General features: G+C 64.0%; 20 protein-coding genes. 1 reads left to right on the forward strand and 19 read right to left on the reverse strand.

Annotated features, from left to right (window positions below; all coding sequences use genetic code 11):
• Positions 1 to 140 precede the first annotated feature (140 nt).
• The 11 genes from BJI69_RS07090 to pilV all read right to left on the reverse strand — a co-directional run bounded on the left by BJI69_RS07090 (position 141) and on the right by pilV (position 13,460).
• Positions 141 to 770 (reverse strand): hypothetical protein, encoded by a 630-nt coding sequence (locus tag BJI69_RS07090; RefSeq protein WP_046965909.1) that lies wholly within the window; start codon positions 768 to 770, stop codon positions 141 to 143.
• A gap of 224 nt (positions 771 to 994) precedes the next feature.
• Complete coding sequence (gene paoC / locus BJI69_RS07095; protein ID WP_046965910.1) at positions 995 to 3,193, reverse strand: aldehyde oxidoreductase molybdenum-binding subunit PaoC; 2,199 nt, start codon at positions 3,191 to 3,193, stop codon at positions 995 to 997.
• Positions 3,190 to 4,149 carry an FAD binding domain-containing protein gene (locus tag BJI69_RS07100; protein WP_046965911.1) on the reverse strand — a complete coding sequence of 320 codons (960 nt, stop codon included), beginning with the start codon at positions 4,147 to 4,149 and terminating at the stop codon, positions 3,190 to 3,192. The genes paoC and BJI69_RS07100 overlap by 4 nt, the downstream gene beginning before the upstream one ends.
• Entirely contained in the window at positions 4,146 to 4,784 is a 639-nt protein-coding gene (gene paoA, locus BJI69_RS07105; RefSeq protein ID WP_046965912.1) for an aldehyde dehydrogenase iron-sulfur subunit PaoA, read from the reverse strand. The genes BJI69_RS07100 and paoA overlap by 4 nt, the downstream gene beginning before the upstream one ends.
• Before the next feature lie 110 nt (positions 4,785 to 4,894).
• Positions 4,895 to 5,959 carry a PA0069 family radical SAM protein gene (locus tag BJI69_RS07110; protein ID WP_046965939.1) on the reverse strand — a complete coding sequence of 355 codons (1,065 nt, stop codon included), beginning with the start codon at positions 5,957 to 5,959 and terminating at the stop codon, positions 4,895 to 4,897.
• Positions 5,960 to 6,035: 76 nt separating this feature from the next.
• Positions 6,036 to 6,650, reverse strand: coding sequence for a GspH/FimT family pseudopilin (locus BJI69_RS07115; RefSeq protein ID WP_244465189.1), 615 nt, complete (start codon positions 6,648 to 6,650; stop codon positions 6,036 to 6,038).
• Positions 6,650 to 7,084 carry a type IV pilin protein gene (locus BJI69_RS22600; RefSeq protein WP_046965913.1) on the reverse strand — a complete coding sequence of 145 codons (435 nt, stop codon included), beginning with the start codon at positions 7,082 to 7,084 and terminating at the stop codon, positions 6,650 to 6,652. The genes BJI69_RS07115 and BJI69_RS22600 overlap by 1 nt, the downstream gene beginning before the upstream one ends.
• A gap of 1 nt (position 7,085) precedes the next feature.
• The gene (locus tag BJI69_RS07125; RefSeq protein ID WP_046980004.1) at positions 7,086 to 11,054 is read right to left on the reverse strand and encodes a pilus assembly protein; all 3,969 of its coding nucleotides are present in this window, start codon (positions 11,052 to 11,054) and stop codon (positions 7,086 to 7,088) included.
• Positions 11,055 to 11,065: 11 nt separating this feature from the next.
• Positions 11,066 to 11,650, reverse strand: coding sequence for a pilus assembly PilX family protein (locus BJI69_RS07130; RefSeq protein WP_052767003.1), 585 nt, complete (start codon positions 11,648 to 11,650; stop codon positions 11,066 to 11,068).
• Entirely contained in the window at positions 11,647 to 12,945 is a 1,299-nt protein-coding gene (locus BJI69_RS07135) for a PilW family protein (protein ID WP_046965915.1), read from the reverse strand. Before BJI69_RS07135 ends, BJI69_RS07130 begins: the two co-directional genes overlap by 4 nt.
• Positions 12,942 to 13,460 carry a type IV pilus modification protein PilV gene (gene pilV, locus BJI69_RS07140; protein WP_052767004.1) on the reverse strand — a complete coding sequence of 173 codons (519 nt, stop codon included), beginning with the start codon at positions 13,458 to 13,460 and terminating at the stop codon, positions 12,942 to 12,944. Before pilV ends, BJI69_RS07135 begins: the two co-directional genes overlap by 4 nt.
• Positions 13,461 to 13,776: 316 nt before the next feature.
• On the opposite strand from pilV, the gene BJI69_RS07145 reads away from it, so the two are divergent.
• A complete protein-coding gene (locus BJI69_RS07145; protein WP_046965916.1) occupies positions 13,777 to 14,550 on the forward strand; it encodes an alpha/beta fold hydrolase in 774 nt (257 codons plus the stop codon).
• Between the two features lie 9 nt (positions 14,551 to 14,559).
• Here the strand turns inward: BJI69_RS07145 and BJI69_RS07150 are convergent, their stop codons facing one another.
• From BJI69_RS07150 to BJI69_RS07185, 8 genes are all read right to left on the reverse strand, one after another.
• A complete protein-coding gene (locus tag BJI69_RS07150) occupies positions 14,560 to 15,246 on the reverse strand; it encodes an MgtC/SapB family protein (protein WP_211258449.1) in 687 nt (228 codons plus the stop codon).
• Between the two features lie 28 nt (positions 15,247 to 15,274).
• Positions 15,275 to 15,547: a DUF3325 domain-containing protein gene (locus tag BJI69_RS07155; RefSeq protein WP_046965918.1), complete on the reverse strand. Its 273-nt coding sequence runs from the start codon at positions 15,545 to 15,547 to the stop codon at positions 15,275 to 15,277.
• Positions 15,544 to 17,076 (reverse strand): PepSY-associated TM helix domain-containing protein, encoded by a 1,533-nt coding sequence (locus BJI69_RS07160; RefSeq protein ID WP_046965919.1) that lies wholly within the window; start codon positions 17,074 to 17,076, stop codon positions 15,544 to 15,546. Before BJI69_RS07160 ends, BJI69_RS07155 begins: the two co-directional genes overlap by 4 nt.
• On the reverse strand, positions 17,073 to 17,360 hold the full coding sequence (locus BJI69_RS07165) for a hypothetical protein (protein WP_046965920.1): 288 nt from the start codon (positions 17,358 to 17,360) through the stop codon (positions 17,073 to 17,075). The genes BJI69_RS07160 and BJI69_RS07165 overlap by 4 nt, the downstream gene beginning before the upstream one ends.
• Before the next feature lie 146 nt (positions 17,361 to 17,506).
• Positions 17,507 to 18,457 (reverse strand): aldo/keto reductase, encoded by a 951-nt coding sequence (locus BJI69_RS07170; protein WP_046965921.1) that lies wholly within the window; start codon positions 18,455 to 18,457, stop codon positions 17,507 to 17,509.
• Positions 18,454 to 19,923, reverse strand: a complete 1,470-nt coding sequence (locus BJI69_RS07175) for an efflux transporter outer membrane subunit (RefSeq protein ID WP_046965922.1) — start codon at positions 19,921 to 19,923, stop codon at positions 18,454 to 18,456. Before BJI69_RS07175 ends, BJI69_RS07170 begins: the two co-directional genes overlap by 4 nt.
• A 15-nt stretch (positions 19,924 to 19,938) precedes the next feature.
• On the reverse strand, positions 19,939 to 21,435 hold the full coding sequence (locus BJI69_RS07180; RefSeq protein WP_046965923.1) for a DHA2 family efflux MFS transporter permease subunit: 1,497 nt from the start codon (positions 21,433 to 21,435) through the stop codon (positions 19,939 to 19,941).
• Positions 21,432 to 22,547: an HlyD family secretion protein gene (locus BJI69_RS07185; RefSeq protein ID WP_071924900.1), complete on the reverse strand. Its 1,116-nt coding sequence runs from the start codon at positions 22,545 to 22,547 to the stop codon at positions 21,432 to 21,434. Before BJI69_RS07185 ends, BJI69_RS07180 begins: the two co-directional genes overlap by 4 nt.
• Positions 22,548 to 22,571 lie beyond the last annotated feature (24 nt).

Raw genomic sequence — 22,571 nt, forward strand, 5'->3', positions numbered from 1 at the left:
CACTTGGCTACATGTTCGTCATGGTAACAGTGCTCAGATCCATGTCTTGGCGTCTCACTCAAGACCGCCGGACGCGCTTCATTCCATCAAACTTAATGCCTTGGTCGCCTTATTAGCTCGAACCTGCTGAGCCAGATAACTCATTGAAGCGTGAGCGTGTCATCGACCCGAGCACCGAACACGTCCGAGTATCGCGCTTTGGCCTCTGTTGGCGTAAGAGTCTCACGAATCTTGCCGGTCTTAACGTCGATAACGAAGAACACCGCCTTACTCATATGTGAGCATCCAGATGAGTTCGGCACTTGCTCCATAACTAAGAGCGCGTCGCCGGAATCGATCCAGCCCACGGATACCACATTCAAGGTGCACGTTGACGTGATTGCGTGCGCCGTTCTGATCGCTTTTTGAACGGCAATTTCGCGCACGCGGCCCCCTGCTTCCACGAAGGCGCGCGTTCTCCACGTACCAACAGTACCGCCGTCACTGGCGTTTACGAACACGCCTCGGGCTTCTCCCGACCAAACCGCTTCGGACAACCAGGGACTGCCATATATGTCTGCAATGTCAAGAACAGAGCCGTAGAGTTTCAACGTGACATCGGTGTCATCACTGCGAATTTGCGCGGACCCATCGGGTGACTTCCACTCTCCGATATTGTTGGAGAACTGAAAGGTCTGGCCCGCGGCCGCCCAGAGATTTCCTTTCGCCATGCATGTGCCCGCGTTGACGCAGAGCGCGAGTGCCGCAAACCATATCGATTGCTTTAGCATCGCTACATCCTAGCGTGTTGGACACTGATAGCCTTCCGGCAGGTGATTGAAGGTAACAGGCATCTTCTTGATACCAAAGCTCAGTCCCGCCTGCTTTGCGGGTGTTGCCTTCTGGATAGGGAGTCCGAGCCGCGGGTCTCCGGCCTCGTTAACGCAGCCGGTCGAGCCAGCGGTGATCTGCAAATCGGCCGATATGACAGTCGTCGAGTTTCCGAACGGCACCTTCAGCCCAGCGAGGGCATGCTCCCCAACAGCTTATCCAGGGTGACCGGGTAATCGCGCACCCGTATGCCCGTGGCGTGGTGCACCGCGTTGGCGATGGCCGCCGCCACGCCGCACAGACCGAGTTCGCCCACGCCCTTCGCCTTCATCGGCGAAGACATCGCATCGGTTTCGTCGAGGAACACGACCTCCTGGTGCGGGATATCCGCATGCACGGGCACTTCATAACCGGCCAGGTCGTGATTGACGAAGAAGCCGAGCCGCTTGTCGACCACCAACGCCTCCATCAAGGCGGCGCCAGCACCCATGGTCATGGCGCCGATCACCTGACTGCGTGCCGTCTTGGGGTTGAGGATGCGGCCGGCGGCGCATACCGCGAGCATGCGGCGGATACGAATCTCGGCCGTGGCGGCGTCTACACCGACTTCGACGAAGTGCGCACCGAAGGTCGACTGCTGATATCGCTTGCTGAGGTCGCCATATTCCATGCTGTCCTCGACCACGATATCGCCGCCGGCGGCCACGCTGGCGAGCGATTCCGAACGCTGCCCGGATCGCACGTTGCCCGCTTCGAAGACGGTATCGGACGGATTCATGCCGAGCTTCTGGGCGATCGTATCGCGCAGCTTTACGCAGGCCGCATAGACACCTGCCGTGGAGCTATTGCCGCCCCATTGGCCGCCAGAACCTGACGACACAGGGAAACTGGAATCACCCAACTGCACGATGATGCGATCGATGGGAAGGCCGAGCATCTCCGCCGCGGTCTGCGCAATGATGGTGTAGCTGCCCGTGCCGATATCGGTCATGTCGGTCTGCACGGTGACACGCCCTTCCCGGTCCAGGCGTACGCGCGCACCCGACTTCGCGGTCAGGTTGTTGCGAAACGCCGCGGCGACGCCCATACCGACCAGCCATCGGCCATCACGCGTGGAAGCAGGGCGAGCGACACGCTTGTCCCAACCGAACCGGGTCGCACCCGTGCGCAGGCACTGCACTAACTGGCGTTGCGAGAATGGCCGCTCCGGCTTTTCAGGATCGACCTGGGTGTCGTTCCTGATGCGGAACTCGACAGGGTCCATACCGAGCTGCCCGGCCATTTCGTCCATGGCGATTTCTAGCGCCATCAAGCCCGATGCCTCACCCGGTGCACGCATGGCGTTGCCTTCGGGCAGATCGAGTACGGCAAGCCGCATCGCGGTCATGCGATTAGCACCGGCGTAGAGCAGCCGGGTTTGCGCGACAGCGGTTTCAGGCTTGCCGCCGGGCAAGTCGCCCGACCAGCTTTCATGACCGATGGCCGTGATCGTGCCGTCCTTCGTCGCGCCGATACGAATGCGCTGGATCGTGGCGGGACGATGCGTCGTATTGTTGAAGATGAGCGGGCGCGGCAGGGTCACCGCCACCGGCCTTTTGGCGGCGCGTGCGCCGAGTGCTGCCAGCAGCGCATCGCTGCGTACGAACAGTTTGCCGCCGAAGCCCCCGCCAATATAGGGAGCGATCAAGCGCACGTTTTCCTTCGGCACACCGAGCGTCGTCGCTACATCGCCGGCGCCCCAGGCGATCATCTGGTTTGACGTCCACAACGTGAGCTTGTCGCCCGTCCACGAGGCGATGGAAGCATGCGGTTCCATCATGGCGTGCGAGTGATCGGGCGTGGTGTACCGACCGTCGAACTTCACCTCGGCGCCAGCGTACGCACCGGCGAAGTCGCCGACGGCGGTATCTGCTTCTTCGTCTTCCGGCTTGGTGGCCGACGCGGTCGCCTGGCTCAGGTCGAAGGTACCGGGGGTACGCGCATAATCGACCTTGACGAGCATGGCGGCGGCGCGTGCCTGCTCGAAGGTTTCCGCCACGACCAGGGCCACCGCCTGGTGGTAGTGCTCGATCGTCGGACCGCCGAGCAGGGCCGCCGTGTTGTACTTGCCCTTGCCTAACTTCCCTGCGTTCTGCGCGGTGACGATGGCGAGCACGCCGGGTGCACGGCGCGCACGAGTGAGGTCGATCCCCGTGACTCGCCCCTTGGGAATGGACGATGCCACGATGTATCCGTAGGCATGGTTCGGTACGGCCTCGTGTTGCTCGTACGCGTAATGCGCCGTGCCGGTCGTCTTCAGTGGACCGTCGACGCGATCGAGCGGCTGGCCGACGACCTTCATCTGGTCGATGGGATTGGTTGTCGCTGGCTTGTCGAACTTCACGAGGCGTCTCCCTTTGCTTCGGCGAGCACGGCGTGAAGCGTCCGTTCGGCGAGAACCACTTTGAACGCGTTTTCTTCAGTGGGCGCGGCCCCGGCAAGCAGATGCGCGGTCAAGGCCTTTGCACCCTGCGGCAGGTAGTGCTCCGCCGATTCATCCCGCCATGGCTTCGGTGCCACGCCGCCGAGTGCAACGCGCCCCGAGCCGTCTTTCTGCACGATCGCCGCGACCGACACCAGGGCAAAGGCGTAAGAGGCACGGTCCCGAACCTTGTGATAGACGTGCACGCCGCCCACCGGCTTCGGGAGCGTCACGCCGGTAATCAGTTCGCCACGCTCCAGGACGGTTTCCACATGAGGCCGAGCGCCCGGCAAGCGATGAAACTCCGCGATCGGGATACGACGGACCTGGCCGTCGGCACGAACGGTTTCCACCACGGCATCCAGCGCGCGCATGGCCACCGCCATGTCACTGGGCTGCACGGCGATGCACGACGCACTGCCACCGATAACGGCGAGGGAGCGACTGGAGCCGCCGATGGCCGCACAGCCGCTGCCCGGTAGCCGTTTGTTGCATGGCTGGTTCGTGTCATAGAAGTAAGGGCAACGCGTGCGCTGAAGCAGGTTACCGGCCGTCGTTGCCTTGTTGCGCAGCTGACCGGAAGCCCCTGCCAGGAGCGCGCGCGATAGCAGCCCGTAATCGCGTCGCACGCGTTGATCGGCGGCGAGGTCCGTATTGCGCACCAGCGCGCCGATACGAAGACCGCCTTCCGCCGTGGGCTCGATGGTGTCCAGCGCGAGACCATTGACGTCGATCAGGTGCATGGGCTCTTCAACGCCAATCTTCATCAGGTCGAGCAGGTTGGTCCCGCCGGCGATGAACTTTGCACCATCGATTTTCGCAGCGGCGGCGGCAGCGGCAGCGGGACTGGTCGCGCGCTCGTAAGAAAAGGGCTTCATGCGGCGCTCCCGGCGACTTCGGTGATCGCTTCGACGATGTTGGAGTACGCGCCACAGCGACAGATGTTGCCACTCATGCGCTCACGCAGTTCCGTTGTCGTGAACTGCGCCTTCGTCGTCAGGTCGGCGGACACGTGGCTGGGGATGTCGTTGCGAATCTCGTCCAGCACCGCGACGGCCGAGCAGATCTGTCCCGGCGTGCAATAGCCACATTGGTAACCATCGTGCTTCACGAACGCCGCCTGCATCGGGTGCAGGTCGGTCGGCGTGCCCAGACCTTCGATGGTCGTGATCTTCGCGCCCTGGTGCATCACGGCCAGCGTGAGGCATGAGTTGATACGTCGTCCGTCCACGATGACCGTGCACGCGCCGCATTGACCGTGATCGCAACCCTTCTTGGTACCCGTCAGATGCATGTGCTCGCGAAGCGCATCGAGCAGCGTGGTGCGGGTATCCAACGTAAGTGTTTCGGCCTTGCCGTTGATGTCCATCGCAACCGATGCGGTGACTGGCTTACGGCCGCCGTCCATCGCCGGCGCGGCGGGCAAGCGGGTAGCGGCCAGTGCGCCAACGGACGCAGCGCCCAGTTTCATAACCTCGCGTCGCGTGAACTTCCAATCGCTGAAGTTACTCATGCGTCTGCTTCCTGAGGGTAAGTCGGTGCCCCAAGTTCGGAGCATACGGCGATAACGAATCAGCCGACGTGAAAGCCGAAGGGCTATATACGTCGCTTCATAACGACTGTTTAGAACAACTCGCCTTGCGGCGACACAATCCTCGGCGGCACAAACCGCGACACATCCAACACCGTATCCCAAGCCCGATCCAACCCCGCCTTCCGCGTCGCCACCTGCACCCGCTTCCGGATGATGTCCGCAAACACCCCCTGCCCGCGCATGCGCGTCGCAAAGTTCGAGTCGTAATCCTTCCCACCATTCATCTGCTGAATCAGGCTGATGATGTGCGACGCGCGATCCGGGTAATGCAACTCCAGCCACTCGCGAAACAGCTGCTTGAGCTCGTGCGGTAGGCGCACGCACGTGTAACCGATCGACCGCGCGCCAGCCGCACCCGCCTGCTCGATGATCGCTTCAACGTCCTTCTCGTTGAGCGCCGGAATGATCGGCGCAACAAGCACCCCGACAGGAACACCCGCACGACTCAACGTCTCCACCGCTTTCATCCGCCGATGCGGTGCGCTCGCCCGTGGCTCCAGCTTCGACGCCAGCTTGTTATCCAGCGAGTTGATTGAAATAAACACGTGCACGAGATTCCGCTCGGCCATCGGCACGAGGATGTCCAGGTCGCGCTCAATCATCGCGTTCTTGGTGACGATGGTGCACGGGTGGTGGCACTCGTTGAGCAGCGCGAGCGCCGCGCGCGTGAGCCGCCACTTCTTCTCGATCGGCTGGTACGGATCGGTGTTGCTGCCGATGTTGATCGGCTTGCAGACGTAGCTCCGCTTGGCTAGCTCGCCGCGCAGCACTTCTTCCAGGTTCGTCTTGGCGAACAGCTTCGTCTCGAAGTCGAGACCGGCCGAGAGGTTGAGGTAACCGTGCGAGGGACGCGCGTAGCAGTAGATGCACCCGTGCTCGCAACCGCGATACGGATTGGTCGCCTGGTCGAAGCCGACATCGGGCGAGTCGTTCCGGGTGATGACGCTGCGCGCCAGCTCTTCGCGGACCTCGGTGGCTGGCCGGGTTTCGTCATCCTCCCGATGCCAGCCGTCGTCCTCGGCCTGGAAGCGCGTGGATTCGAACCGTCCTTCGGGGTTGGAGGCGGCGCCGCGGCCTTTGTGGAGGCGGGTCATGGGCAGGGGATCGGACATACGTACAAATGTACGACATGGGAATCTCAGGGACCGCGATCCTCGACGCGGCCACCCATCAAGGGGTGCACAGGTCCTTGCTGGACAGCTTGGTAAACGCGATGCCGCCGTAGGGACTGATGCCGATGCGCGATCCGGGGATTTTCGTCGTATTAGTGCCAAGGCTGCCTACACCACCGCCGGCGCAGAGCACGAAGGCCATCGGCTGGCTGGCGTTCGTACGGGTGGCGACCGGCTCCAGCTGGCCCTGCTGGCCGAAAGTGATGACGGCTCCATCCACGGCACGCGCGGACACGCCATTCAAGGCCGGGCCGGCACGAAGAATCTGCATGCCTGCCGACGCCGTCGCCGTATAGGTGTCGCTCGCCTTGGTGGTGGCGACCGGGTGGACATAGACGAGCCAGCCGGTTTCGTATGTCGCAGCGCCCGAGCAGGTCGCGCCGTCGGCGCTAGCGCAAATCGACACGTAGGTCGCGCGCAGCACGCCTTCCGTGCGTGCGTACTGGACCGCTGCCTGGAGATTGTCGGCCGACACGCGCAGGCGATGCTTCTGCAGCGTAGTGCGGAACGATGGCACCGCGATGGCGACGAGGATGGCGGCCACCATGATCGCCACCATGAGTTCGACGAGGCCGAATCCTCGTTCGCGACGATGGCGCGGCCTGGCCATCATCACCAGCACGTGCCGTTCGTGGTGCTGCCGGTGGCGCCTTTGGATCCGGTGTCGGTGATGGTGAGTGCCGCGCACGTATCCTTCGCCTGGGAACCTTTTGGCACCGGCGTCGCTGTCGCGGTGAAGGCCTGGGCCGTCACCGCATTGATCGTCGTGACGGTCACGGCCGCCGTGTAATAGCTGTTCTCGGACGTGGCGGTGGCGGTCGTCGAGTAGCCGATCGTGGCGAGGTCCGCGTACGCGTTGTGCTGCGCGTAGTAACGCTCTTCGGCGCTGGCGATCGCCATCAGCAACTTCTGTCCGTCGGCCCGACGCGCGCGAAAACCGTAGCGGCTATATGACGTGATCGCGAGCGCGGCGAGGACACCCATGACCACCAGGACGACCATCAGCTCGAGCAAGGTGAAACCGCTGCCGCGGCGACGGGCCTGCATGTCAGTTCTCTCCATTGAGGATGCGCCATGAGCGACGCCGCGCGGTGGGAATGCTCTCGTTGACAGGTGTCCCGCCGGCGCCCGAGGCGGGTATCTGGCCCGGCAGGTAGGAGGTGCCTCCGCTGAGGCTGGCCGCCGTGTAGAGCGAACCGGAACTGGCCGCGCCAAGCACATGCGCGCCTGCGAGCGTGTAGCCGTTACCGAAGCTGACGGCGGAGCCAATCGATACACCGAAGGCGGCACCGCCGGTCGTGCCATCCAGGGCGATGATCGAGCCGGAACTCGATGTCGTACAGGGATCGGTCGCCGTTGGGATCAGGGTGCTGAACGTGACCGTGTTGTTGCTCGAGTCGAGTGCCGGTGTCACCACCACACGTTCCCCGGCGGCCGTATCGAGCAGCAGGTACCACCCGGAACGCGTTGCCGGCACGGTGTTGTTGGTGACGCCGATGGCGCCCGACTTTGCATCCAGCACCATGGTCTGCTTGACCAGGTTGCCGCCGGCTACGGTGATCGGCGTGGTCACCGCCGCGCCCGGATCGCGCACGCCATACAGCGCCTCGACCGTGATGTCGGCACTGTCCGCGGTGCTCAGGTAGCGACCCGTGCCGAAGATCACCATGAAGTACGTCGAGGTCGGGTCGGCGAGCAACCGCGGCGACGTGGTGATCGACTGCGCATTGGCCGTAGCCGGCTTGAACAACAGGCTGACGCCCTGCGATTGGGCGGTGGCGGCAAGCGTCGCGGCAGACAGATCGATGCGCCACAGGTTGCCGTCGAGGTCGCCGGCGAAAGCGACGTCGGCGACCTGGTCGCCATCGTAGTCGCCGACGGACGGCGTAGTGAGTCCATGGCTCGCGACCGAACCCGATCCGGTTGGCGTACGGATCTCTTTCAGCAGGGCGCCGGTCTGGGCATCGAGGACGAAGAGCGAACTATAGGTATTGCTGGCCGCGGGCGCGGTGCTTCCATCCGGGAAGTAGCCACCGGGAACCAGGACAACCCACCGTCCGACCGTCGCCGGCGAATCCGAGTTGTTATAGGCGACCCGGGTGATCACCGGCGTGCCGAAGGTATAGCCGAGGTTGGCCGGCGTGCCGACGGTGGAGACGCTGTCGCTGTTGAATTCCCACAGTACCTTCGACGCCACGGCCGTGCTGGTGTTGAGCGTGGCCGCGGACGGATCGGTGATGTCGATGCCGAAGACCCCTCGCCCCCCTAGTCGTAGCGAGCCGACGAGCAAGGTATGCCAGCCCTTCGTCGAGTTGTTCAGCGAACTCGCGCTGTTGAAGAACACATCGCCGGTGATCGGGCTGCCATCGACGGTCGGCGTGAAGCTGAAATTGGTCAGCCGTGTCTGCGCGGAAAGATTCGGATAAACGCTGGCCGGCACATACGACCAGAGCTCGCGGCCCGGGTTTGCACCGGTCACGGTTTTGAGGCGCGCGTCGAACGCGTGCAACATGCCGTCGTTGGCGCCCACGTAAACCACGGGCGGACGCGTTGCCCACTTGGTCAGGAAAGCCGTATAGCTGAGCGTAGGATCGGCCGCGACGGCCTTGGCTTCGGGCGATCCCGCCGAAAACGAGTCGCCATAGCCACTGTTGGGCGCACCGACATAGGCCGGCTGCGATCCGAAGATCGCGCCGAGCAGTGACGTTCGCGTGCGGAAGGTCGTGCCTTCCAGGGTACGCACGCCGCTCAGCCAGTCCACCCGCTTCGCACCCAGGCCGTCGGTCGTAGCCGTCGACCCCGTTCCATCGGACGAATCGAGCGCGGCCTTCTCAGCGCTGCTGAGTGTCGTATAGGCGAAGGTGATACCCGTGCCGGCGCCGGGACCGGTGCTCGTCGCAATGAAGCGGGGATCGCTGGCCAGCCGCGCCGTAAGCAGTGTCTCGGCGGCCCATAACGTGTCGCCCACGATTCCGTTCAGGCCGATCGCTCGCGCGGTCAACGAACCACTCCAGTCGGTCGTGTTGTAGCCGGCGTAATAAGCGACCGCGTTCGCGGTGAGCACGTTCGTGCTGAGGCTGAGCGTCAGTGACGTCGAACTGCTGGCGATGACCGAGGAGAGGATCGTGCTCAGGCTGTTGACGAGCGACGTGGGATCGGCAGCACTGAAGTATCCACCGCGGCTGTTCAATGCGGCATGCCAGGTATCGTCGATATTGGTGGCGCCACCAGCAACGACGGGCGTGGGCCAGGCCTTCGTGCCTTTCCGCAACGCGGTGTAATCGGTTGGAAAGGCCAGGCTGCCGGAGATACCCATGGTCACCATGTATTGCGACATGTGCTGCCAGGTGGCGGGATCGTTCGCCGGATTGAAATAGACCTCGCTGTTGGTTCCCGGTGCCGTGGAGCTGACGGTCGTTGCCGTCCCCGTGATGCCTGTGGTCAGGTCCGGATAATACGCCGGCACGTTGTTGACCATGTTCGTACGCAGGTCCGTCGCCCAGTAAAAGAACGCGATGTCGGCCAGCGACGGATTGGTGGTCCCAGACTGGTTCCAGAATATTTTCGACGCCGTGCCGCTCGTCTTGTAGGAGGTGCCGTCGGGCAACGTCAGGGTGGACGAGTCATTCGGCGTCACGGAGTCCAGGCTGTCGCTGTTCCAGTAGCCGTCGGTGACCAGCATGTTGAAGTTCTTCCGGCACGTCAGTTCGCCCGGTGTGCTGGTGCTGCCATTCCAGTACGGGTCCTGGGCATTGCCGAAGGTCAGGTCGCGTTTATAGAACTCGCCGGCAGTCTGGGTCGCCTTGCGTGTCGGCGTGCCGCCGCTGGCCGGTACACCATAGACCCAGTTCATGAACTGGCTGCGCCAGCAGGTGTCGCTCGTACTCGTCGGCGTGCAGCTCGCTGCATTGGCAAGTTCGAGGATCGCGCTCGATGCGATCAGCGGGCTATATCTCTGCCCGGTATAACCGGTAGCGGAGGTGTTGTAGTTGTCCTTGGAGGTCTGCGTCTGCAACGTCTGCCAGGCGACGCGCACCGAGCCGTCGCCGAGACTGGCAAACACCCGACCGACTGCGGCGCGCGCGTTGAGGTTGCGCGACCGGTAGTAGCTGTACCAAATAGCGAAGTTCTGCTGGATGGCTGCCGATTCGTTGGCGACGAGGTGATAGGTACACGTGGCGTCATTGGCCGGCTGCGTGCAGACGTAATAGAACCCGCCCGTGTCCTGGGTCGTTATCGTTGTTGTCGTGGTCACCGTGGTAACGATGCTGCTGCAACTGGTAATGGCAAGCACCGTCGTACACGTGCCAACGGACACGCTGACGCTCACGCTTCCATCAGGATTCGTGGTGGTAGTGGTGACGGTTTTCGTGCCGTTGACACCACCGAAGGGCGAGCAACTCACGAATAGGCCGCACGTACGGCTCGAACTTGACTGGGTGACGTTGGTCGCCGTGGTTGTCCCCCGCACGGACGCGGGAATATCCATCTGCGAACAGCTACCTGAGGCGTACCACGTCGTGAGCTCATTGGCGTTGCGCGAACACACGTTTCCCGCTTGAATGTTGGCCAGGAATCCCGCGTAGAACGACTTGCTGAGATCGACGACGATCGGGTCGAGGTATTTGCCGTTGACAGGCGACCAGCATTTCTTCGTCAGCGTGTTTGCACAGTAACCATCTCGCCAGGCCGCCTTGAAGGTCGGCGTGCCCAGCGGTGCACCACTGGCATCCGGCGGCACCACATACGTCACGGTGGGGTCGAAATAGATCGGGTTGCCAAGGGCGGAGTAGTAATACTTGTTGCCGTAGTTGGCATCCATCGTGTCCGGGATCGACGTCGCATTCATCGATCCCGAGTCATCGAAGGTCACCACGATGTTCGGCGCCACCTTCGAGGTGACGCCGGGTGGCGTCTTGCTCACGGTAACCGTACCCGCCGTGGCCGGAAGCGCGAGCAGCAGCCACGCGAGCAGAACCAGAAGGAGGGCGGCCCACGAGATGGAGGATTTCTTCATGGGGGTCGCCTTCAGGTCAGCGTACATACGAGCTGGTTCGGCGTAACGAATGTCGACTCCGCGACGCGAATGGTGTTCGGACTGCCGCCGGTCGCACGTGCGGTGATGCGGTACAGGTAGAACCTCGTCGTTCCGCTACTCCCTGATCCCGCCTCGACCGCCGGGCTGCCGCCATTGGCGGGTGAGCGGTCCTGGCCGAGGTACTCGACCGTGTACCAGGGGTTGTGGGCCATGACCGCGGTCGAGAGTGCCGCGTCGGCGGAGGCCGCGCTGTAGTCGATCGCGACGCCGGCGCCCTTGTATTCGGTCGCGCCCGTGGTGAGCCATACCGACGATCGCCGGAACGCCGTGACCTTGGCACTGACCGTCGGGGGATTGCTCGAGTTGTAGCAGGCAACGCTGTTTCCGTTGAAGATATTCCACTCCACGCCGCGCAAGGCGTTCTCGGCCGACCACTCCGCCTGCTGCGCGTTGCGCATCGCTCCGGCCATACGTTCCTGCAACAGCGACCGACTCGTCGTGCTGAGCGCGAGGATAGTCAGCAGCAGCAGGAAAATGAGTGCCAGGATGAGCACCGCGCCGCGTTGCGCGTTCATGGGTTGTAGTTCCGCAGGGACACCACCGCCGTGAATTCACGACGCAGCATGTGATTGTCGATGCCTTGCTGGCTTGGCATGACCGTGCGTTTGCTGTCGTCGGGCGCGGACATGCCGGCGACGCCGGTATCGCCGTAGTACTGGTATTGCATTTCGGGCGCTGTCAACGAATACAGCGGCACCTGGCCATCCATGAGGATATGCACTTCGATGTTCTGCACCGAACGCCAGAGGCATCCCGGATCGCTACCCGCGACGACGACAGTGGATGAAGGGCAGGTTGTCGCGCTGTCGATGTCCGCGGCGGTGCGGTAACTGGTGTTCCCGGTGGCATCCATGACGCCATAGAGGAAGTCGAGGCGCTCGATGCCACGGACGACCTCGCCGCTGACGCCGTTGACCCGACGCATCAGCGCGCCGGTCTTGTGCCCGTTGTTGTCGTCGACCACTTGCAGGAAGTACGACACGGTCTGGAAATCGCGATTGAAGTCGAAGAGTTTTGGGCTCACTCCGGATGGCCTGGCGACCTGGCTGTAGTTCGAGCCAGGCGTAAAAGTATTGCCGGACGCCGTGGCTGCAAACACCTGCGCCGCATTGCAGTCGGCGAGCATCAGCAGGTCACCCTTGGTGAAGTTCAACAGCGGCGGTTCGCCGGCCTGGGGCACGACCGTGATGCTTGCCACGTTGTTGCCGCTCAGGGCGATCGTGCTGTTGACGCCGTCGAGCACCCAGCCGCGCGCGCCGTCGAGGTAGCGCAGCGTGACCACGCCACTGCCCGGCATCCGGTTGCCGATGGCGGTTCCTTGCGCGGGAATGCCGGCGCCCGAGGCGGTCGACGGATCGACCGGTGTGCATTTCGTCACCGTGCAGTCGTAGCCGCGCAGCGAGACGAACGAGGGCATGGTGAAGGCCGCGACGGGCGACGCCGGATACGTATTGGTTCCGCTGGTGGCACCCCAGAGGGTCGTATTGTCGTTGAGCGCGCCCTGGAAGATGGCACCGGAGACCAGGACCTGCGGTGCACGCAGGTAGCGATCCAGTGAGAGGACACCGTTGGAGAGGCTGGCCGACTGACCACCCATGTTCGAGCAGTATTGCGCGTTGCCCATGCGCAGGTCGGTCGTCAGCGCCGTGATGGCGAAGCGACCCTCTTCCTGCAGCTTCGCCAATTGGGTCTGCACGAGACTGCTGTTCGAGGTGGCGAGGAACACAGTGACGATGCCACCGGCGACAAGCAGCCCAAGCACCATGGCGACCATCAGCTCGACCAGGGAGAAGCCTTGCCGGCTCTTCATGGCTGGAAGTTCCATACGTAGGTGCGCGTAGTGACGTCCTGGTGGCCACTATCGCCCGCACTTCGCTCACTCCAGTTGATGCGCATGACGCAGTTGCCGGCATAGGGAGCGCGCACCAGCAGCTGGGCCGCGTTCGGCGTGACGCCGTTGGTGCAGGCGATGGATGCCGTGGGATTGGGCAGGAAGGTCTTGAGCTGGCTACTCCACAGGTACTGGTCGCGCAGTGCGAGCTTGGCGGGAGTACAGGCGCTCGCCGTCGTACAGGCCTGGGTGCCGGTGAGCGGGTAGCCCGTGGCGTTGTAAGCGCCCGACCAGACAGCCAGGGGATTGGCGCGCATGCGATCGGCCATGCTCATCGCCAGAAACTCGACCTGGGTGCGCTGGTACCCGGACTGGTTCGAACGCAGCGACGTGATCAACAAGCCAGACAGTCCGATGAGGCCGACACTGAAAATCAGCACAGCCATCAGGACCTCGATCAGGGACAGGCCTCTGACATGTCTCGCCGAAGCCATAGGATCCCTTCAGTGCGTGAGCGCGCTTCAGGTATAGGCCAGCGACTTCGAGGGGGGTACGTCGATTCGGTGGGGGCTAGGTGTTTTCGGCAACTTGTCGCGAATTTCTCAACGTTTTCATGCGCCTTTCTTTCAATATTCACAAATGTGTACACATATATGATCCTCTGGCGGATAGATAGCGTGATATTTCACCGCGCACTATTGAAATGAAAATTCGCCTCGCCCGGTTTACTGGGAGCAGGCGTCACCGGTCCGGCCCGTCAGGCAGGACGGCACGTTCTCATCCCCCTCAGCATGCACAAGGAGCTCCTCCATGTTCCGTTCCCTTATCCGTACCGCCCTGTTCGCCGCCATCGCCGTCAGCCCGGCCGCTTTCGCCGCCGAAAAACCCACCATCGTCCTGGTCCATGGCGCCTTCGCCGATTCGTCCAGTTGGAACGGCGTGATCGGTCAGCTCCATAAGGACGGCTACACCGTCGTCGCGGCGCCCAACGAATTGCGTAGCGTGAAGACGGATGCCGCCGAGGTGGCCAATCTGGTCGGCAGCATCAAGACGCCGGTCGTCCTCGTCGGTCACTCCTATGGCGGTTCGGTGATCAGTGAAGCCGCCGAGGGCCATGACAACGTCAAGGCCCTCGTTTACGTCTCGGCGTTCTCGCCGGAGGCCGGCGAAACCGCGGCGGGCTTGTCCGGCAAATTCCCGGGCAGCACGCTGGGCCCGACGCTCGCGCCGCCCGTGCCGTTGTCGACGGGTGGTAACGATCTCTACATCCAGCAGGACAAGTTCCCCGCGCAGTTCGCTGCCGACGTACCCGCCAAGGACGCCGCACTGATGGCCGCCGGCCAGCGCCCGATCACCGACATCGCGCTGAACGAAGCGGAGACCACGCCGGCCTGGACGCATGTGCCGTCGTGGCACATCTACGGCGACGCCGACAAGAACATCCCGCCGAAGGCGATGGCCTGGATGGCCGACCGCGCGAAGTCGAAGAAGACCGTCGTGGTGAAGGGCGCGTCGCACGTCGTGATGGTGTCGCACCCGGCGGAAGTCGCGAAGCTGATCGAAGCCGCCGCCAAGGGCGAGTAACCGACGACCTCAGTGACGACGCGCCTTGTCATCGGGCGCGTCGTAGCTGACGCTCTTGAAACCCTCGAGATCGCGCAGCGTATCGGCAAGGACGGCGAGCTGGTCCTTGCGGACAGGCCGCGTAAACAACACGGTGACGACGTCGTCGCCATCCGGTTCCCGCCGAAGAATCGTCTTCGCAAAAGGAAGATGATGTTCAGCGAGCGCCGCCTCGAACACGCTCAACGCACTCGAACCCGTGAGGCGCGCCGTGAGGCGAGGACGACGCTTGGGCTTGCCCGTGAGCCGCCGTTCGAGCGGCTTGAGCAGGGCAAGGATCACCCAGATGATGCCGGTCGCCATGACAGCACCGACGTACATGCCACTACCCGCTGCGAGTCCTACGGAGGCCACGGCCCATAGACTGGCCGCCGTTGTGAGCCCGCGGACGATCTGGTCGCGCTCGACGAACAGGATGGTGCCCGCACCGAGGAATCCGACGCCGGTCACCACCTGCGCGGCGATGCGCGAGGGATCGAGGACGACGTGCGGATTATTCAGCACATCGTTAAAGCCGAACGCCGAGACGATGATGGCAAGCGCTGCGCCGACGGCCACGAGCATGTGCGTGCGCAGGCCGGCCGTCCACTCCAGGCGACCACGATTGATGCCGATCACGCCACTGAGTAGGGCAGCGGTGAGAAGCCGAAGGAGCAAGTCGAGAGGTCCAATCACCCGATCGACTCTAGCGACCCGGCGATAAAGATCTCGTGACCGTGAGTGCGAGAAGCACGATGCCAGCGCCGACGCTGGCGTAACCGAGGGCGAGCAACGCGCCAAATGCCGCACCTTCCCGCGTCATTTCCAGCGCAACCATGCCAAGCAGTGCCACCGTTCCGGCCAGCCGAAGCAGCCGCACGCGTGAATGCGACGGCTTCCCGCCGATCACCTCGACGTGATGACGATTCATCGCGCCGGCAAGGCAAGCGAACGCGACGATAGCGAGCAGCAGGCTCATGCGTTCGCGTCTTCGGGTCGAGTCGTCGCCATGGTCTTGCGTGTCCTCTGCGTGGCGGGCATATGCCTTCCCACGCCCCAGGCGATGGCCAGACACGTCGTGCCCAGGGCCGCCATGACGAGGTCGATCCAGACGAAGTCCGTTCGCACGAAGGCCACGTCGCCCAGCGCGAGTGCGGCGAGCGACACGCCGGCCAGCGCGAACTGGATGATCCAGCCACGGCGCGGCGAGACGAAACACACGTGCAACAAGGCAAGGGCCCAGACGATGAACATCGTATGGATCTCCCACGCCGCGCGTTCGGCCATCGCATGAGGAAGGAGTCGATTGGCCCAGAGGAAGGCAGACATTGCCAACGGCATACCGGCGACGAACGCGACGTTAAGCCGCTCGACAAGGCGAAAGCCAAAGTGCGGTCGTGCCGGATCGGGCAGCTGGGCGCGTCGCTTCACGGTCCACAAGACGAGCCCTGTCGCGACCATAGCCGTGCCGGCGACGCCGAGCAGGAAATAAAGCCAGCGCATTTCCAGCGAAGCGAATCGACCGGCATGCACGCCGATCATCCCGCCACGTGTGAGCACACCGGCGCTCTCCGGGCGAGACCCGGCGATGACGTCGCCGGTGGTTCCGTCCATCTGCACCGTTACCTGGTTGGAACTGACCCGGTCCGCCGCGGCGCGTTCAGCGACGATGCGTGCCGACGCATCGCCTGGGTGTGTGATCTTCAACGTCGCGACGTGGCCACCGTCCCAGAGCTTTCCCGCCGTGTCCAACGCGACACGCAGATCGATCAACGGCGTCGCGGTCCCCGTAGCGGCCGGCGTCGTGTAGGTGGGAATGATCTCCGCGAACAGCGCATTGCGACTGCCGTTCGAACCGTTGGCACCCCACGGCATGTACAACGTCATGAGGGTGACGAGGCCGGTGTAGGTGATCATCAGGTGGAAGGGTAGCGCCAGCACGGCGAGCGCGTTGTGGCCATCCAGCCAGCTGCGCTGTCCCTTGCGCGGGCGAAAGGTGAAAAAGTCGGCGAAGATCTTCTTGTGCGTGATCACGCCGCTGACGATGGCGATGAGCATCGCCATCGCGCAGAGGCCGGCGAGCCAGCGTCCCCAGAGGATCGGCATGTAGTGCATGTCGAAATGCAGGCGGTAAAAGAAGTCGCCACCTTCCGTGGCGCGGACGTCGGCCGGGTCGCCATGGGCGTCGAGGACGACCGGCGTTCGTACCGCGTTACGCGGCGTAGCCTTGTCGCGGAACGTTACTGAAACCCCCGCGGCGCGCGCATCGGGTAGCGCGATGGTCCACTCCGCCGCAGCTGCCGCGTGTGCCTGCAGGTAACGTTGTGCGTTGGCGACATCCACCTCGGCCGACTGGTGGCTGCCGATCTCGGGCTGCGCCCATCGCGTGATCTCTTCGCGCCAGAAACTCACCGTACCGGCGAGAAACATCGCGTACAGCACCCAGCCGACGATGAGGCCCGACCACGTGTGCAAGGCGGCTTGTGCCTGGCGGAAACCCACGCTCACGTCAGCGCGATGCCGAGTGCGGCGATCGCGGAAAGAGCGGTCATGGCCAGCGCGGTGCGGCCGACGCGTTTTGCGCCGAAGACCCAGACGAAGCAGCCGGCATAGAGCAGGAACGAGAGCATCGTCGCCGTGAAACCGGCACCGGGACGGTCGCCGGGAATCAGGCGACCGAGGAGAAAGGTCCACAGGGAAACCGTGACATAGCCGCCGACGATGGCGAGAGCGATGCGAGCGATCGTGGCGCCATGGCCACGACGAGGTACGGGTGGGGAGGTGCCCCTCATGACGATCCTGGAGACGGGGAACGGGGCGTCTCGTCGGAGATGAAGCAAGGCGGCCCGGCCGTTAAATGAGAATGAATCGCATCCTAGGGTTGGGCCGCTGGTTCGTCAAGGAAGAGCTTCGCCGATGAATCGGCTCCCACACGTTCTTATTTGCGGTTATCGCGCGGGATGAAGCCGGGGAGGCCGGTGTGGACGACATCGTTGAGGCGGAGGTCGTTGAGGGTGATGCCTTCGCGGATCTCCTGGAGCGCTTCGGGAGGTAAGGGTGAGATCTCGAAGTTCTCGCGTATGTGAGCGGGGTTGGTCGAGGTGGTGAGGAAGGCGGTGCCGCGCTGGACGGCCCAGGCGAGCGCGACGTGCGCCGGCGTTTCGCCGATGCGCGCGGCGATCGTCTTCAACACCGGGTCATCGGGCACGCGCGGCTCCATGCCATGGCCGAGCGGCGCGAAGGCGAGCAGCACGACACCGTTCGCCTTGCAGAACTCGAGCAACTCCCACTCGGGAAGATACGGATGCGATTCCACCTGCACGATCGCCGGCTTGATGCGTGCGTTGGCGACGATCTCCTTCACCGCCTCGAGCTTCACGTCGGACAGACCGATGACCTTCGCCAGCCCCTCGTCGACGAGGCTTTCCATCGCACGCCAGGTATCGAGCAGGGTGATGCCCTTGTCGTAGAGCGGACCGCCATCGGCACCCTTCGGATACTGATCGTCACCGGGGGCGAAGGCGAATGGCGTGTGGATCAGGTACGCGTCGGCATAGTCGATCCGCAAGCGACGCAGGCTCGCCTCGAGCGCAGGCTTGACGCGCTCCGGTCGATGATTGTTGTTCCACAGCTTCGTCGTTACGAAAAGGTCTTCGCGGCGAACGACGCCGTTGTCGATCGCCTCCTTGATCACATCGCCGACGACGTCTTCGTTGCGATAAGCCTCGGCGGCATCGAGGTGGAGAAAGCCTACCTCCAGTGCCTTCTTGATGGCGGCCCGTCCCTTCTCGCGGTCGGGAATCAGGGTGCCGAAACCGACGGCAGGGATAGCCCCCGTGCCATGGGCGAGGGGAATGCGTGTATGGCGAAACGTATCAAGGGCACTCATGGTTTTCCTCCGTTAGTGGGGCCACCTGCCATCGATCGCTCGTCACGGTACGCCGCTCTGCGCTGGAATGCTTCGTCGGAATGACCGCCAAGTGCGACGGATAGCTGCACGGTGTCCTGGAATTGCGCGGTCTTCGCCTGGATCTGGCCGATCAGCGCGCGCTGGTAAGAACGTTCGGCGTCGATCACCTGCAAGACGCCGGTCTCGCCGGCCTTGTAGCCTTCACGATTCAAGGCGAGGCTGAGTGCGGCGGAGGTGAGCGCACGATCTTGCGCAGCGACTTCCTCGCTATCGTGGTTGATCGCCTGCAGCACATCGGCCACCTGACCGAGCGAGGACACGACGGTCTGCTGGTAGGTCGCGAGCGCGGCTTTGTAACCATCCACCGCACCGCGCTGGTTCGCCTTGAGCGTGCCGCCGTTGAAGATCGGCGCGGTCAGGCCGGCCGCGAGACCCCACAACGTGCCGAGGCCGGGCGCTGGTCCGACCCGCGTGAGCGATCCGGAGAGACTCAGATGCGGGTACAGATCGGAGGTCGCGACGCCAATCGCGGCGCTCGCGGCATGGAGCTGCGATTCCGCCTCGAGAATGTCGGGGCGATCGTGCGCGAGGTCCGAGGGCAGCGTGACCGGTAGCTGCGCGGGAAGCGCGAAGTCGGCGAGATCGAAGTCCGGCGGTACCCAGTCGGCCGGACCCTTGCCGGCCAGGACGGACAGCGCATGGGCGGCGGTGTCACGCTGCTGCGCCAGCGGCGGAAGCAGGGTTTCGTCCTGGGCGAGTTGCGTCGTCGCCGTAGCCACGTCGACCTGGGTGGCGCTGCCGTACCGGTGTGCGGTCTGTACCAGCTCGAGGTTCTTCCGGTCATTGGCGAGCAGGCTCTCGACCGCGGCGATCTGCGCGCGCGCCGAGGCCAGCGTCAGGGCCTGGGTGGCGACATCGCCTGTCACCGTCAGGTAGGCCGCGTCGAAGCGATGCCGCTGCGAATCGGCAAGTGCGGCCTGTTCTTCGATGCGGCGGCGTGTGCCGCCGAACAGATCGAGGTCGAAGCTCACCCGTGGGCCCACGGCGTAGAAGTTGGAGGTAGCGAAGCCCGTGGCGCCAGCACCACGCTGGCGTCCGCCTTGCGCCGCGAGATCGACCTGCGGGCTCAACGCGCCGCGGACCGAGGTCACGGCCTCGTTGGCCTGCGCGATCGTCGCATCGGCCGCCTCCAGGCCGAGGTTGCCTTCGATCACCTTGCGCATGACCTGATCGAGTTTCGGTGAACCCAGCGATGACCACCAGTCACCATCGATCCGCTTGTCGAAATCGATGTGCTGCGCCGTGTTGCCGGCGAGCGCCTGCTCGGCCTTCACGTCGTAATGCGTCGACGCAGGTGCCGCAGGCTTTTCGAAATCGGGCCCGACCATGCAGCCGGCGAGCAGCGCGAAGGTAGTGGTGGCAAGTGCCGTTTTGACGAGTTTCATGGTCGACTCCGGAAGTCAGTTGACCGGGCGCGGTGGACGAAGGAAGAGAACGAGGGGGCTCACGATGAGCATCGCGATCATCAGCAGCTTGAACTGGCCGATCACGGCGACCATCGCTGCCTGACCGGTCACGAGCTCGTTGATCTGTGCGAGGTGCGCGCCAGCGAGCGCGCCGGTCGCGTGGGCGACGGGACCGTAAGGCCGCACGTGTTTCGCCAGCGCGAGGTGCACGGCCTGCGTGTTGTTGTAGAAGTAGACCTGCACGATCGCGATGCCGATCGTGCTTCCGTAGAGGCGCGCGAGGTTGAAGAACGCCGTGCCTTGCGAACGCAGCGCGGGGCTGAGCGTGCTGAAGGCAGCGCGAGTGAGTGCCGGCATGAGGATGCCGAGGCCGCCGCCCTGCAAGGCACCGGCGATGATCACCGGCCAGCGATCCATCAAGGGCGAGTAGCCGAGCATGTGCCAGTTGCCGTACACCACCAGCGCCATGCCGGCGACGATGACCCAGCGGTTGCCGATCGCCTTCGGCAGGCGCCAGGTGAGGATCAAGGCACCGATCAGCGCGGCTCCGCGAGGAATCGCCAGATAGCCGGCCGTATCGGCGGGATAGCCCATCAGCTCTTCGAGCATCGGCGAGGTCAGCGCGAGGGTCGGCAGCAGCACGAAGCCGAACACGAAGTACATGGCGGCGGAGACGGTGAAGTTACGGTCCTTGAACATGGCGCGGTTGAGGAAGTGCTCCTCCCGGGTCATGACGTGCACGACGTAGAGGTAGAAGCCGACGACCGACGCGATCGCCTCTGCCCAGATTTCGGGCGAACAGAACCACTCCAGACGCTCGCCACGGTCCAGGAACATCTGCAGCGCCGCGATCCCTACACTGAAAGTGACGAAACCGAAGACGTCGAAACGCGCGCTGCTCGCGGCTTTCTTCTCGCGAAGGAACAAACCCATCGCGACGAAAACCATCACGGCCGCGGGGAGGCTCACATAGAAGATCGTGTGCCAGCCATGGAACTCGCTCAGGTAGCCACCGATCGCCGGGCCACTGAGGATGCCGAGCAAGGCGGTCACCGCCCAGACGATGCCGATGCGGCCATGACGCAGCGGCGGCAGCTCGTCGAGCAGGATCGCCATCGACAAGGGCGCCAGCATGGCGCTGGCCGCACCCTGGAAGAGGCGTGCAGCGACGAACTGCAGCGGCGTCGTGGCAAGAGTTACCACCACGAGGGCGAGCGCGAACAGCGCCATCGAGGTCTGGAACATCACTTTCCTGCCGAACCGACCGGCCAGCCAGTGCGTCGTCGGCATGACGATCGCGCTTGCCGCGATGTAGGACGAGAAAATCCAGCCCACCTCGTCATCCGACATGGATAGCCCACCCTGGATGTGCAGCAGCGCCGCATTCGGGATGGAGATATTCACCGCCGACATATAGGTCGCCATCAGGCCCGCACCGATGAGGACGCGATGCGCGCCTGGCGTGCTGTGGGGTGCAACGCCGGTGTTCACGGCGCGACGCCTGCCGCTGCCGATGTCGTGGTCGCTTCGCTGCGCGTGTCCACCTGCGCGGTCACGCTGATACCGGAGTAGAGCGGCCACTTCGGATCGACCGCGTCGAGTTCCAGGCGCACCGGCAGGCGCTGCACCACCTTGACCCAGTTGCCGGTGGCGTTTTCGGGGGGCAGCACGGCGAACTCGGAACCCGTGCCCGGGCTCATGCTGATCACGTGCGCCTTGAAACGCTGGCCCGGATACGCGTCGACTTCGATGGTGGCGGTCTGACCGGTGCGCATGTGCGTCAGTCCGGTTTCGCGGAAGTTGGCTTCGATCCAGACATCCCGAGTCGACATCATCGAAAAGACGGTCGTGCCGCCGCTGACGAAGTCGCCCACCTGCAGGTCGTCCACGCGGGTAACGATGCCGTCGTCCGGAGCGACGACGTCGGCGTAAGAGAGGTCGAGCTTCGCCCGGTCGAGCTGTGCCCTGGCTTCGAGCACGGTCGGGTGCTGGTTGACGTCGATATCCGGATCGCCGTTGAGGCTGGCGATCGTGTTGGACACCGCCTGCTGCGCCGAGGCGATGTGCTGCCTTGCCACCCTGACATCGGTGTCCGCCCGCTCGAAGGACGCGCGCGAGGCGAAGTCGGAGGCGAGCAGAGCCTTCTTGCGCTCGAATTCCTTGCCGTCGAAGTCCGCGGAGTCCCTGGCGGACTGCACCTCGGCCAGCTGCTGGCGATACGTGGCCTTGAGCGCCTCGATCTGGAGCCGCGCCGTGCCAAGACGGGCTTCGGCCTGTTCGACCGCGATCCGGTAGGGCTGCGGGTCGACGCGGAACAGCAGCTGTCCTTTGCGGACGCGCTGGTTGTCGTGCACGGCGATATCGACCACCTGGCCGGAGACCCGGGCGTTGATCGAGTCCTTCGCCGCACGGACGAAAGCGTCGTCGGTCTCGACATCGCCATGGCCGCTAAGGAACCGGGCGCCACCCACCCCGATCATCAGGAGGGGGAGCGCAGCCATCAGGGGCCAGCGCAGCCGGCTGGCCAGGCTGGGACGTGTCGGGTTCGCCTGGCCCGCCGGGCCCGGGCCGCCTGGGACGTTGTCGGGGTTGTTGCTGTTCATAAGATGCAAATACCGGTGAGACCA

The sequence above is a fragment of the Luteibacter rhizovicinus DSM 16549 genome (assembly GCF_001887595.1).
Taxonomy (GTDB): Bacteria; Pseudomonadota; Gammaproteobacteria; order Xanthomonadales; family Rhodanobacteraceae; genus Luteibacter; species Luteibacter rhizovicinus.

Coding starts and splice junctions, on each gene's coding strand:
- paoA (WP_046965912.1), bottom strand. CDS start 4,784: ATGAGTAACTTCAGCGATTGGAAGTTCACGCGACGCGAGGTTATGAAA.
- BJI69_RS07125 (WP_046980004.1), bottom strand. CDS start 11,054: ATGAAGAAATCCTCCATCTCGTGGGCCGCCCTCCTTCTGGTTCTGCTC.
- BJI69_RS07185 (WP_071924900.1), bottom strand. CDS start 22,547: ATGAACAGCAACAACCCCGACAACGTCCCAGGCGGCCCGGGCCCGGCG.
- BJI69_RS07100 (WP_046965911.1), bottom strand. CDS start 4,149: ATGAAGCCCTTTTCTTACGAGCGCGCGACCAGTCCCGCTGCCGCTGCC.
- BJI69_RS07090 (WP_046965909.1), bottom strand. CDS start 770: ATGCTAAAGCAATCGATATGGTTTGCGGCACTCGCGCTCTGCGTCAAC.
- BJI69_RS07115 (WP_244465189.1), bottom strand. CDS start 6,650: ATGATGGCCAGGCCGCGCCATCGTCGCGAACGAGGATTCGGCCTCGTC.
- BJI69_RS07135 (WP_046965915.1), bottom strand. CDS start 12,945: ATGAAGAGCCGGCAAGGCTTCTCCCTGGTCGAGCTGATGGTCGCCATG.
- BJI69_RS07145 (WP_046965916.1), top strand. CDS start 13,777: ATGTTCCGTTCCCTTATCCGTACCGCCCTGTTCGCCGCCATCGCCGTC.
- BJI69_RS07165 (WP_046965920.1), bottom strand. CDS start 17,360: ATGAGGGGCACCTCCCCACCCGTACCTCGTCGTGGCCATGGCGCCACG.
- BJI69_RS22600 (WP_046965913.1), bottom strand. CDS start 7,084: ATGCAGGCCCGTCGCCGCGGCAGCGGTTTCACCTTGCTCGAGCTGATG.
- BJI69_RS07110 (WP_046965939.1), bottom strand. CDS start 5,959: ATGACCCGCCTCCACAAAGGCCGCGGCGCCGCCTCCAACCCCGAAGGA.
- BJI69_RS07175 (WP_046965922.1), bottom strand. CDS start 19,923: ATGAAACTCGTCAAAACGGCACTTGCCACCACTACCTTCGCGCTGCTC.
- BJI69_RS07170 (WP_046965921.1), bottom strand. CDS start 18,457: ATGAGTGCCCTTGATACGTTTCGCCATACACGCATTCCCCTCGCCCAT.
- BJI69_RS07130 (WP_052767003.1), bottom strand. CDS start 11,650: ATGAACGCGCAACGCGGCGCGGTGCTCATCCTGGCACTCATTTTCCTG.
- pilV (WP_052767004.1), bottom strand. CDS start 13,460: ATGGCTTCGGCGAGACATGTCAGAGGCCTGTCCCTGATCGAGGTCCTG.
- BJI69_RS07155 (WP_046965918.1), bottom strand. CDS start 15,547: ATGAGCCTGCTGCTCGCTATCGTCGCGTTCGCTTGCCTTGCCGGCGCG.